The following is a 12,468-nucleotide window of genomic DNA, read 5'->3' as shown; positions in this document are numbered from 1 at the left end:
CACAACATTCACATAAAAAGAAAATGAACTCTGAATCGCTGAAAATATTTTGCACTGTTGCCGCCGAACTCAGTATTACACGAGCGGCAACTCGCTTAGGGCGCGTCCCATCAAATATCACCACTCGTATCCAACAATTGGAGGCAGATTTAGGTGAGTCTCTTTTTATTCGTCAAAATAAGCGCTTGGAACTTTCTGAAGCAGGTAGGCAATTTCTCGATTATGCGCAGCGGTTGCTGGCTCTAGAAGAAGAGGCTCGCCATGTGATCAGTGGCCGCCAAGATGGGGGGCAATTGCGTATTGGGAGTATGGAAAGCACAGCGGCCTGTCGATTGCCTTTACCACTAGCGCAATTCCATCAACAAAACCCAACAACGCGCTTATTATTACGCACGGGATCTTCTCTATCACTCCTTGACCGAGTGCATACAGGGAAACTGGATTGCGCTTTTGTTGCCCTACCATCTTCGCTCTATGAGCCTAGCCAGTTTTCACAAATGGGTATCAAAACGGAGGTTATTTGGCAGGAAGAACTGCAATTACTGCTTCCTGAACATGACCAGTATGCGAGCAATAATACCGACATTAAGACACGTTCACTCGCCGCCTTTACTCAAGGGTGCAGCTATCGCAATATTGCTGAGCAATGGTTGGAGATCCCCGCCAATTTGGATTGGAACATTCAAGAGATGAATTCTTACCATGCCATGATTGCTTGTGTCACGGCAGGCAGTTGTGTCGCGCTGTTGCCAAAACAACTCATCGAATCAATGCCAATTTCATCATTACAGTTAGGCCGTATCCCAATCACAACCTGTGACACGCTTTTGATTTATCGTGAAAATTACCACGTCCCCGCATTTAGCGCATTTAAAGCGTGCATCACATCTTTGCATAATGGGTAAGATGGGAAATTCCCAATTGACCGTCTGATGAGGACTTTTGATGACAAACGTAGCCCAACAACTGGAAAGCTTACCCTGCGGGGTGGTTCTCTATTACCATAATCAACTGAAAAATAGTGTTGGTACGTTTTGCGCCAGAGGTGCATCACTGGATAATGCCCCGCTTACCGTTGATACGCCATTACGCATTGCCAGTAATAGCAAAACCTTTACTGCTGCGGCAATTTTGCGTTTAGCTGAAATGGGCAAAGTTAATATTGATGATGCAATCTCCAATCTGATTGACCCACAATATGACGTATTACTGAGCACGCAATACGATACCCAGCAAATTACCGTTCGCCATTTGCTCAATCACAGTAGTGGGTTACTTGACCACGCGGATACGGATTACCTCAAAGAGGTGATTAAGCGCCCTGATTACCAATGGAGCCGCCTTGAGCAGGTTGAGATGTATGTGCGCAAACAATTCCCTTTCATCCCCCCTTCTGAGTCCTTTATTTATTCAGATACTGGGTACATTTTACTCGGCGATATTATTGAACGAATAACGGGTCAATCCCTTGGGCAAGCCGTCAGGGAGTTACTGAAATTTGATAAAATCGGCCTAGAAAGTGCTTACTGGGAATATTTAGAACAACCACCGAAAAGTGCGATGCCAAGGGCAAAACAATATCTAGGTAAATTCGAAGGGACGCATATTCATGCCTCTATGGATGTCTATGGCGGTGGCGGGTTGATTATGTCTTCCAAACAAATGGCTCAATTTTTAGAGGCCTTATTTGAAGGGCAAATTTTTGCATCACCTAAGACGCTAGAAACCATGCTAAGTGTAGGCTCCCATGAAGATGCTGAGAGCTACCGCTTGGGTATTATGGTGAGTGAAGTCAACGGTATCACCCTTTATTCACATTTAGGTTTTTGGGGATCTGTCGCCTACTATTCACCATCAACTAAAGTCAGCGCCGCAGGCTTTGTGGATAACAAAGACTCAAGAGCCACATTGATTAGCGTGATTGAAACATTATTAACTGAACAATAATTGGCGGGAAACAAGATAGCCTATGCATTTACACAGGCTATCTTTTTATCGATTATTGAGCCGCTGGCGTTGCAGGTACAACCTCAGTTGACTCTGGCGTTGCAGGTGTAATATCCGTTGGCTCTGGTGTTACAGGGGTTTGTGGCCAAAGGGTTTTATTGAATTTCTGACGAATTTGCTCTGCATCCATCGTTTGTTTATCTTTCGGTTGCGCTAAAACAAATGCAGGCTCTTGAGACAACAAACGACGGGCTTCCATATTCACTTGTTCAAGGCTTTGCGCAGCTAAAAACGTTTGTCTTAAACGTTGATATTGTTCAGGCGCAATATCCACTACACCATTTTGTTGTGAAATTAAACGCTGGCTAATTAACACATCGGTGCTGGTGCGTGCATATGCCGCAAACAGTTGAGATAGCTGTACTTGTTTCTCTTTAAGCATGCTATTAAACAGTTCAGGATCGATACCATTTTGATTAATCGCCACAAGTTCATTTAGCACAATATCTGCTACTGCAGCCATTTTTTCCGGTGCAGCCGTTACTGTTAGCGTACACGTGGCCTTTTGGTATTGCACTCGGCAATCTAAGCCTGGAGCGACCTCATCTTGATTGAATTTTTGGTTAAATGATTTTTGCAACGTACGATAAACCGCTTCACGCGCTAAATCGCTTGCCCAGTAACGTAATAAAACGTTTGAATCATTAATTGGTAACCAATCGATATCCCAAATTAAAGACAGGGTATCTTGTGCCGGTTGATCTTGCAGGATATCAATGGACTGTGGTTTCACAGTAGATAATACCGCAACAGAAACAGGTTCTGAGCGTCTGCCTTGCAGCCCTGAGAACGTTTGTGAGATTGTATCGGATAGCATCCGTGAATCCACATGCCCTGCCACATACAGCGTCATAACATCTGGGGTGTACCATTTTTGGTAAAAATCATTCACACCAGCAAGGTCAACATTTCCATTCGGCTTCTGACCAGGGTCATACCCCATCATGGCAGATCCTTTCAAACGCGCACGCCAAACTGGGTCATTCGCATTTAAAGGTAATGTGGCAACAGGGACTTTTTGTGCTTCCAACCCATTGCGTAAAGCCGCCTCTGTGTAGGTCGCACCCGCCACAGAATTAGACAACCAGCTAATTGCCTGTTTGAGCAAATCAGGGCGGTTGTTCGGTAAACTTAAGCTGTAAATCGTGTAGTCATAAGAAACTACTGCAGGCGGAATTGGCATATCCGGATCGGTTGCTTGACGCCAAAATTCTTGTAACGTGGCAGCTGGGAATGCTTCTGTTTGCTGAAACAGCGCCATTTTCGGGATCAAATAACTATAGCCTTTTTCGCTCGCTTTTTCGGATAATGAGCCTGTTTTAATCGCTAACCGAAGCTGAATACGGTCATTTGGGCGCTGTGGTGTTTGTAATAATTGCCAGCTAAAGCCATTTTCTAGCTTCCCTTGCTGCCATGCTGGATCGGGTTGCAATGGCTCAGCCTGCGCAAATTGCGCTACTGACAGTAATACAACACTGATAATATACCGAACTTTCAAGCCCTGCATGTAAACCCCTATGTGTTTTATATCTTTATATTTAACCGCAAATTACGACAAATAAATTAACGAAAAACGCGAACTTACTGGGTTAAATGATATCGTATGGCTTTATCCAATCTGTCATTGTCACCACTCTAACGATATTAGACCATAAAGCTGAGAGCATGTTCATGGCTTAGTCTGAATTTTGTTGTTTTCTTTGACGATTATAACCTTTTGCCAATAAACCAAGCTCATCATCGTGATGATAGCGAGATACCGCCACCTGATTAACAGATTCGTTTGTCTGCAATTCAATGGCAATTTTACGCAATGGCCTCACAATCATCCTGCTGACGCACCATGTCATCCCAATTGCAATAATGAGCACTAACAATAAATAGGTGGTCGTCATCAGAGCAAGGGTATTTAATGCAAACCGATAAACACGGTTCGAGTCGACCTGTAGTGTTAAATAGCCTTGGGGCTTGGCTTGCAGCACAACATTACCATAGGCATATAACGGCACTGTCATTTCCACAGGAATACCCACAATATACTCTGCCCATTCAGGTATCGGCTTCGGCGTCGCAAAACTTAAATTCATGACAGTTGCATCATCAACCGTAACAATCGCTTTTCCCATAATGCCGGAGGTTTTTAAGCTCACAAGCAACCTTTTAGCTTCGTTAAGATCTGAGCTTAGCAGAGAATCTGTCAATGGTTTTTGAATTTGCACAACAGCATTACTGAGCTGCCCCAAGTAATCCTGCTTACGTTGCTCTAGTAAGTAACTGAATTGAATAGCTAAAAAAAGCGCAAGTGAGATTAATGTAATCGCAAAAAATGCAACCATACTTTTTAATGTTAGTGAGCGTTGGACTCGCGTGTTCATTTGGCCACAACCTTCCTAATCAAGCCGCTTTTTAAGTAAGAACGAGAAACATCCGTCAGTATACTTGATTTTATCTGCAAAGGAGCAATTTAAAAAGAAAGATTGGATATTTAGGATAAGCGATAGCCTGAAGAGAATTAAACACTAACTCCACAAATAAAAGGGCAGAAAGAGAGACTTTCCGCCCTTCAAAAGGTTAACTTACAACAACCGTTTGTTTTTCGTCTTCATCCACCGCAAAACACGCGACAAGCTGTTGGTCATATTCTTTCAGTGTAGGCTGAAATTGCGTACATTGGCCAAATGCACGACGGCAACGAGCAGCAAAAGCACAGCCTGGTGGCGGGTTCAACGGGCTTGGTAATTCTCCCGTTAATTTAATGCGTTCACGGCGCGAGTCTGGGTTTAACCTTGGGGTTGCAGAAAGTAACGCTTGTGTATAAGGATGTAGAGGATTGTTAAAAATCTGCTCTTTCGTCCCTTTTTCAACACAACGCCCCAAATACATCACCATTACCTCATCCGCAATGTGCTCTACCACCGATAAGTCATGGGAGATAAACACATAAGACAATCCTAAATCTTGTTGCAGGTCCATCATTAGGTTTAATACTTGTGCACGTACAGAAACATCCAGTGCAGAGACGGGTTCATCAGCCACCACAATATCAGGGTCAAGCATCAAACCGCGGGCAATTGCAATACGTTGGCGCTGACCACCAGAAAACATATGCGGATAACGGCTATAATGCTCTGTTTTCAAACCAACCTTTGCCATCATCGATAATACTTTTTCTTTCCGCTCCTCTTTCGAAAGCGATGTATTAATCACTAATGGCTCTTCCAAAATTTGCCCCACTTTTTTACGTGGATTCAAAGACCCATACGGGTTTTGGAAAACAATTTGAATTTTTTGGCGGCGTAATTTTTCAGCCGCTTTATCTTTGATTAACAGGTTTTGATCTTGGTAATACAACTCGCCATCAGAAGGTTGCTCAATCATCGTCAGCAAACGGCCTAATGTGGATTTACCACAACCAGACTCGCCCACAACGGCTAATGTTTTGCCTCTTTCAAGTTCAAATGAAACACCATCCAGTGCTTTTAGCGTTTTTTCTGCACCAAACACACCTTTTTTGACGGAATAATACTTTTTCAAGTCCACCGCTTTTAGCAGTGGTGTCGCATGTTTGTCACTCATAGTGTTGGCCTCCCCATATCATCCAGCGGCATATGGCATTTAACTTGGCGATCACCAACGGTTTGTAACATTGGCTCTTCTTGGCGGCATTTCTCTGTAGCATACGGGCAACGAGGATTGAGCAAGCACCCCGTTGGCCTATCATATTTGCCGGGAACCACACCAGGGAGTGAAGCTAAACGTGATTTATTCGTCGCAAATTCAGGAAGCGCACGTAATAACGCCTGTGTATAAGGGTGACGAGGATGCTTAAAAATATCACTCGCTTTCGCTGATTCAACAACCTGCCCCGCATACATCACGATAATGTGATGTGCTGCTTCTGCAACCAATGCAAGATCATGAGTGATAAGTACGAGAGCCATATTTTCTTGTTGCTGTAATTCCAACAATAATTCAATAATTTGTGCCTGAATAGTCACATCCAGCGCGGTTGTCGGCTCATCTGCAATCAACAATTTAGGGCGGCATGCAATCGCCATCGCAATCATCACTCGTTGGCTCATCCCACCCGATAGCTGATGCGGATATACATCCAAACGCGACTCAGGGTCAGGGATGCCCACCATATCAAGTAGGTCAATCGCACGCTGCTTACGGGTGCCTTTATTACCACCTTGGTGGACCTTAAGCGCTTCCATGATTTGATAACCCACTGTAAAACATGGATTTAAACTGGTCATAGGGTCTTGGAAAATCATCGCGACATCGGCACCGACAATTTGCCGACGCTCTTTTTCAGGGATAGATAATAAATCGCGACCATCGAACTTTAATGAGTCCGCCATCACTTTTCCGGGGTAGTCAATTAACCCCATAATAGCTAAAGAACTCACCGACTTTCCTGAACCTGATTCACCGACGATACCGACGACCTGGCCTTTTTCAACGCTATAGCTGATACGGTCAACCGCGCGAAACGGTGCTTTTTCGTCGCCGAAGTGAACCGAAAGTTGTTCTACATTTAACAGTGCCATTAGATTACCTCATCACTGCTTGAGTTTTGGATCAAATGCATCACGTAAACCATCGCCCATCAGGTTAAACGCTAATACAGTTAATAAAATTGCTAATCCCGGGAACGTCACAACCCACCATGCGCTCTGTGCAAACTGCAACACATCAGACAGCATTGTTCCCCACTCTGGCGTTGGAGGCTGAGCCCCCATGCCGAGGAAACCCAAAGCAGCCATATCTAAAATAGCATTCGAAAACCCTAACGATGCCTGAACAATCAAAGGCGCAAGGCAGTTAGGTAAAATATTGACAAACATCTGGCGAATAGCCCCTGCGCCCGCAACACGCGAAGCCGTCACGTAATCGCGGTTCACTTCAACCAACACCGCCGCTCGCGTCAAACGGATATAGTGAGGCAATGCCACGAATGTCAGTGCAATAGACGCATTCACAATGGAAGGGCCAAAAATGGCCACCAGCACTAAAGCTAATAGCAGGCTTGGCAATGCCAACATGATATCGACAACACGCATGATCAATGCGTCAACGACACCACCGAAATAACCCGCAATCACACCGATTGTTACCCCCATGATCAGCGAAAGCACGACCACAAGGCAACCAACTAACAGGGATAAACGTGCGCCATACATTAAGCGGGATAATAAATCACGCCCAACGTCATCGGTGCCTAAAATAAATTGCCACGTTCCTCCCTCTTGCCAAACTGGTGGCGCAAGTAAAAAGTCGCGGAATTGTTCATCTGGGGCATGAGGAGCAAGAACTCCTGCAAAAATTGCGATTAGCACCATCAGGACGATATAAAACATCCCAGCAACGGCCCCTTTGTTGCGTTTAAAATAGTGCCAAAATTCTTGTAACGGCGTCATCGGCTGCGGGGCGCTGACAACGGTTGGCTCAGTAGATTGAGACATTTAGCGCTCCTTATTTCTTATGACGAATTCTTGGGTTTACAATGCCGTACAGCACGTCGACCACTAAGTTAACGAAGATAATCAATGTGGCGACAAGCAATACACCACCTTGAACAACAGGGTAATCACGGCGTTGCAGCCCTTCGATTAACCAACGCCCCAGACCTGGCCATGAGAATATAGTTTCGGTCAAAATTGCCCCAGCTAACATAACCCCAACCTGTAAGCCAATGACCGTGACGACCGGCAACAAGGCGTTACGCAGTGCGTGAATCAAGATAACCCGCGCACGACCTAAACCTTTTGCTCTCGCGGTACGAATGTAGTCTTCACCTAATACTTCCAACATTGATGAGCGCGTCATTCTCACAATAACGGCTAATGGGATCGTCCCCAATACAATAGATGGCAAGATAAGGTGTTCTAACGCATCGATAAAATCGCCGCTCTCACCCCAAATTAGGGTATCAATAAGCATAAAACCCGTGAGTGGCTGAGAATCATCAAGGAATACTGTGTCACTCACCCGCCCTGCAACAGGCGTTAGGTCAAGCTGTACCGACACTAACATAATGAGCATGATCCCCCACCAGAAGATTGGCATTGAGTAACCCGTTAAGGAAAGACCAATCGCGGTGTGATCGAAAATTGAACCGCGTTTAACCGCGGCTAACACCCCGACAGGGATCCCGACAGAAATCGCAAAAATCATGGCACAGGTGGCTAATTCAACAGTCGCTAAAAAGCGTGGGACAAATTCTTCCCAAACGCCAATACGGCTTTTCAGGGAAATCCCTAAATCACCATGGAATATGCCATTGATATAGTGCAGATATTGTTTCCAAAGTGGCTGATCGAGCCCTAATTCAGCCATTAAATAGGCGTGCCTCTCAGGGGATAACCCTCTTTCGCCCGCCATGATCATGACGGGATCGCCTGGGATCATATGAACAAAAGCAAATGTGAGTAATGTAATACCGATAAACGTGGGGATCACAAGCCCCAATCGTCGGAGGATAAATTGCAGCATATCCTGAATCTCTTTAATAATGCCGTTGACGGCTCTTAGTCCGTTTGGCTACTCAGAAAATCACTTTTCCGGGTGCTCACAAACAACTGAACTTCTCTGCTTCTTTTAAAGAAGAAAACGCCCTTCGTTCCAAACCAGCAACGAAGGGCATAGGCAGATTAGATACGATTACTTCTCGATGTCGACGTTTTCGAAGTGGTGTTTACCTAGTGGATCGACCACATAGCCTTTCACTTCTTTACGCACTGGTTCAAACACGGTTGAGTGAGCAATGATCAGCGCTGGCGCTTGATCATGCATGACGACTTGTGCTTGTTTGTACAGTTCAACACGTTTGTTATGATCTGCTGTCATACGAGCAGGCTGGATCAAGTTTTCAAAGCTTTCGTTACACCATTTGGAGTAGTTTGAACCTTGTTTTTTCGCAGCACAGCTAAATAACGTAGCAAAGAAGTTGTCTGGATCCCCATTGTCACCCGTCCAACCCATCATGACCGTTTGCGGTTCACCGTCTTTAGCACGCTTGAGGTATTCACCCCACTCATAGCTAACAACTTTTGATTTCACGCCAATTTTTGACCAATCTGCTTGGATCATTTCAGCCATACGGCGTGCATTCGGGTTATACGGACGTTGAACTGGCATCGCCCACAGGTCAATTTCAAAACCATTCGGGAAGCCTGCTTCTGCTAACAATGCTTTGGCTTTTTCAGGATTGTATTCGTAATCCTTCACCGCATCGTTGTAGCCCCACATGGTTGGCGGGATCAGGTTTTTCGCTTTTTGGCCAGCGCCTTGGTAAACCGCTTCGATGATTGCATCTTTGTTCACGGCCATTGACAATGCTTGGCGAACTTTTTGGTTATCCAGTGGTTTTTTCTCTACGTTATAAGAGAGATAACCCACGTTCAGACCAGGCTGCTCTAACAAGGTAATATCTTTATCTTGTTTCATGCGCTCTAAGTCAGCCGGATTTGGATACGGCATAACTTGGCATTCATTTTTTTGCAGTTTCGCATAACGTACAGATGCATCCGGTGTGATTGAGAACACTAAACGCTCAAGTTTTGGCTTAGTTCCCCAATACTGGTCATTGGCTTTATACAGAATACGCGAGTCTTTTTGGTACTGTTGCAGAACAAAAGGACCTGTACCGATAGGGTTTAAGTCAACTTTTTCTGGTGTTCCCGCTTTCAACATTTGGTCGGCATATTCCGCAGACAGGATGGAAGCGAAGTCCATTGCCATATCCGCTAAGAATGGTGACTCTGGGCGAGTCAGTGTAATTTTCACTGTGTTATCATCGACTTTTTCAACTTTATCGATAATTTTGTCCATATCCATCCCCATAAAGTATTCATAGCTACCGCCAGAAACTTTATGGTATGGGTGGTTTGCATCTTTTTGACGCATAAACGTGTAAATTACATCATCCGCATTAAGGTCGCGGGTTGGTTTGAATTCTTTGTTTGAGTGCCATTTCACGCCTTTGCGCAGATGGAAGGTATACACTTTGCCATCATCACTCACTTCCCAGCTTTCAGCTAAGCCTGGCTCAATCTCAGTTGTGCCTAATTTAAACTCGACTAAACGGTTATACAGTGGAATTGAGCTTGCATCGTATGTTGTACCCGACGTAAATAACTGAGGGTTAAAGCCTTCTGGCGAACCTTCTGAACAGTATACTAATGTTTTAGCTTGCACTGATGCCGAAACCGCTAATGCTGCGAGCGTTAATCCTACAGAAAGTAGACCTGTTTTTTTAATAGAGCGCATCTGTATGCTCCTGTGGTATTCATGTTGTTTTTGCTCGATGACTAACCCCGTCATTAAAATGACAGAAATAGTGTCTGTATTTTTTGTTATTCATTGAGCAATTAATCAACTGTCACCCACTTCGTCAATAGCCACATTAACGTAGAACACACAAATCTCGTAACATATTAGAAACAATTAGCATGCTAACTTAGGCTAAAATATCAATGAGCAGAGCAATTAGTAGGCATTATAACCATATTATTAGTGGTGATTAGTGTTTTATGCTTAGCTTATTTATTTTTATATTTGTGATTAAGTGCTGAATTACTGAACGAATATAGCGTTTTATCCAACGGCTGCTGAAATAAAACACTAAAGGAAATGAGGATTGAAATTATTTTAGTATGTTATTATTTAGTTTATTTTTTATCCATATTAAAAACATTCGCCTGCTCATACTAAACATAATTTTAACCAATTGATAACCTAAAGAATAAAATAACTTTTATCTGTCCATTTTAATCAATTAGACTGTATGCATAAAATTCTATGATATTGTTGTTAAAAGCTACAATTAGCTAAGACGCTCAACACGCTCTCCCATACTACTGCTAAGCTATTGATTAATAACTTATACTGGCTTGGAAACCTGAATGAAGGTTATTCGCAACAACCTGATTAGCCTGCCAAACGGGCATCTCAATGAAAGCATGATAATTAATTGCCCCTATAGCGCCCCTCACGCCAGCCTTGCAGCCCAATAAGGCATTTTTTCGCCAAAATGTTGCTCTATCATTTGCCGTTACTCCCATCCCAATCGAACTGTACAACTGAATGAATTTCCATGGCATGTCCCAACTAACCTCATTGTGAAGCTTTAAGCTATTGTCCCCCATCTCAATGTCATCGAAGCTTGAAAAGCCCTGTACACCACCTTTTCCAAAAAAAGCGTTTCGCTCTAACAACCCATCAAGCTGAGAACGGCTCAACTGAATATCTAGGCTATTCTGATAATAAACAGGCGAGCTTCCCCACTCAGATGAAAATGATAACTGGTAAATTTGAGGGCGTTCTAGCCCCGTAATTTGAGCTGCATTGGCACCAAACCAACTATTCCCTTGCTTATACCCCAAAGATACCGTCGCTTGACCTTGTGAAAAAACCTGCTGGTAGACAAACTCACCAGACAGATAACTCGCTAGTCGCCTTTGCGTCATCAACCGTTGCCCTGCTAAAAAAGTATCAAGGGTTTGAATTTGCGAGCTAATACTGAATGAAGTCACGCTATTTTCAGCGCGATTAAGAATATATTGAGAGGTGAGTAATAATGCTCGCTGACGTTGCTGCACATCCAGTGCAATATCATTAATTAGAAGCTCTGCTTGGCTATTTTGATAATGGCTGTAAATAGAAAGCAACCAATAGCGATATGGCGCCGAATAACCAAGCGCGATGGCTTGTCGTTTATTTCTTTTCGAAGAACCTAAAGAATGATTTATTTTTAAATAAAGCAGATCATTTATCTGTAATGGATTGGCAAAAATAGCGTCATGGGAGATGACAGTTTTAGTTTTTTCATCAAAGGGATAAGACTCTATAGACAGCTCTCCTCTTTGATCCCGTCGATTCCCGCCAACAACAATAATTTCAGTCGCCTGAGGCTCCAAGCCATCAGACATTAACTCAATACGATAAGGGACCAAGGCTGCATTCTGTAAATTGTACAAACCTTGTTCAATATGTCGTAAATTTAAAACATCACCAATTTCGAAAGGAAGAATATTAGTCACTCCCTGATAGTGAATATTCGAAATTGTCCCTGTAATGACTTCTGCCTGTAAACTCCCAAAAAATAATGCTTGTGCGGGGTAAGACAAATAAGAGGTTAAATAGCCAGCTTGAATGAGTTCTGTATTTATATAATCAGCATAGGTAAGCAACTCAGGCTGAGTCATACATTGACCTTCAATCATTCCACGCCATGTTTTTATTTGTTTAGGCTTAATCTTGGGTAACCGTTCCATTCCCATTAACTTAAATACATTAATGATGATGCAAGGCTGGGTTGTAAGTTGATTGGTATCCATGTTTTGCTGATTTTCCACCGCAAAACCCTTAGGCATTACAGCTATCAATGCAGCTAGATAAACGATAAGAAAAATAGAGGGATTAATAGGTTTGGTTTTCATTAACGGGTCCTTGTCA

At 43.6% G+C, this 12,468-nt stretch carries 10 protein-coding genes; 2 read left to right on the top strand and 8 right to left on the bottom strand.

Features of this window, described 5'->3' with window-relative positions:
• Positions 1 to 23: 23 nt before the first annotated feature.
• Positions 24 to 905: a LysR family transcriptional regulator gene (locus J6836_RS19020; RefSeq protein WP_219245420.1), complete on the top strand. Its 882-nt coding sequence runs from the start codon at positions 24 to 26 to the stop codon at positions 903 to 905.
• Positions 906 to 945: 40 nt separating this feature from the next.
• A complete protein-coding gene (locus J6836_RS19015; protein ID WP_219245419.1) occupies positions 946 to 1,947 on the top strand; it encodes a serine hydrolase domain-containing protein in 1,002 nt (333 codons plus the stop codon).
• A 52-nt stretch (positions 1,948 to 1,999) separates the two neighbouring features.
• Here J6836_RS19015 and J6836_RS19010 read toward each other — a convergent pair whose 3' ends face one another.
• From J6836_RS19010 to J6836_RS18975, 8 genes are all read right to left on the bottom strand, one after another.
• Positions 2,000 to 3,514 (bottom strand): M16 family metallopeptidase, encoded by a 1,515-nt coding sequence (locus J6836_RS19010; RefSeq protein WP_219245418.1) that lies wholly within the window; start codon positions 3,512 to 3,514, stop codon positions 2,000 to 2,002.
• A 169-nt stretch (positions 3,515 to 3,683) separates the two neighbouring features.
• On the bottom strand, positions 3,684 to 4,382 hold the full coding sequence (locus tag J6836_RS19005) for a HAMP domain-containing protein (protein ID WP_219245417.1): 699 nt from the start codon (positions 4,380 to 4,382) through the stop codon (positions 3,684 to 3,686).
• Positions 4,383 to 4,578: 196 nt separating this feature from the next.
• Positions 4,579 to 5,583 (bottom strand): dipeptide ABC transporter ATP-binding subunit DppF, encoded by a 1,005-nt coding sequence (gene dppF / locus J6836_RS19000; RefSeq protein WP_219245416.1) that lies wholly within the window; start codon positions 5,581 to 5,583, stop codon positions 4,579 to 4,581.
• Positions 5,580 to 6,560 carry a dipeptide ABC transporter ATP-binding protein gene (dppD, locus tag J6836_RS18995; protein WP_219245415.1) on the bottom strand — a complete coding sequence of 327 codons (981 nt, stop codon included), beginning with the start codon at positions 6,558 to 6,560 and terminating at the stop codon, positions 5,580 to 5,582. Before dppD ends, dppF begins: the two co-directional genes overlap by 4 nt.
• A 12-nt stretch (positions 6,561 to 6,572) precedes the next feature.
• The gene (gene dppC / locus J6836_RS18990) at positions 6,573 to 7,475 is read right to left on the bottom strand and encodes a dipeptide ABC transporter permease DppC (RefSeq protein ID WP_219245414.1); all 903 of its coding nucleotides are present in this window, start codon (positions 7,473 to 7,475) and stop codon (positions 6,573 to 6,575) included.
• A gap of 10 nt (positions 7,476 to 7,485) precedes the next feature.
• The gene (gene dppB, locus J6836_RS18985; RefSeq protein ID WP_219245413.1) at positions 7,486 to 8,505 is read right to left on the bottom strand and encodes a dipeptide ABC transporter permease DppB; all 1,020 of its coding nucleotides are present in this window, start codon (positions 8,503 to 8,505) and stop codon (positions 7,486 to 7,488) included.
• A 168-nt stretch (positions 8,506 to 8,673) separates the two neighbouring features.
• Entirely contained in the window at positions 8,674 to 10,281 is a 1,608-nt protein-coding gene (gene dppA / locus J6836_RS18980; protein ID WP_219245412.1) for a dipeptide ABC transporter periplasmic-binding protein DppA, read from the bottom strand.
• Positions 10,282 to 10,886: 605 nt separating this feature from the next.
• A complete protein-coding gene (locus J6836_RS18975) occupies positions 10,887 to 12,452 on the bottom strand; it encodes a ShlB/FhaC/HecB family hemolysin secretion/activation protein (protein ID WP_219245411.1) in 1,566 nt (521 codons plus the stop codon).
• Positions 12,453 to 12,468 lie beyond the last annotated feature (16 nt).

Origin of the sequence: Providencia sp. R33, from assembly GCF_019343475.1 — a bacterium.
Classification (GTDB): Bacteria; Pseudomonadota; Gammaproteobacteria; order Enterobacterales; family Enterobacteriaceae; genus Providencia.
This window is presented reverse-complemented; position numbering and strand designations above follow the sequence as displayed.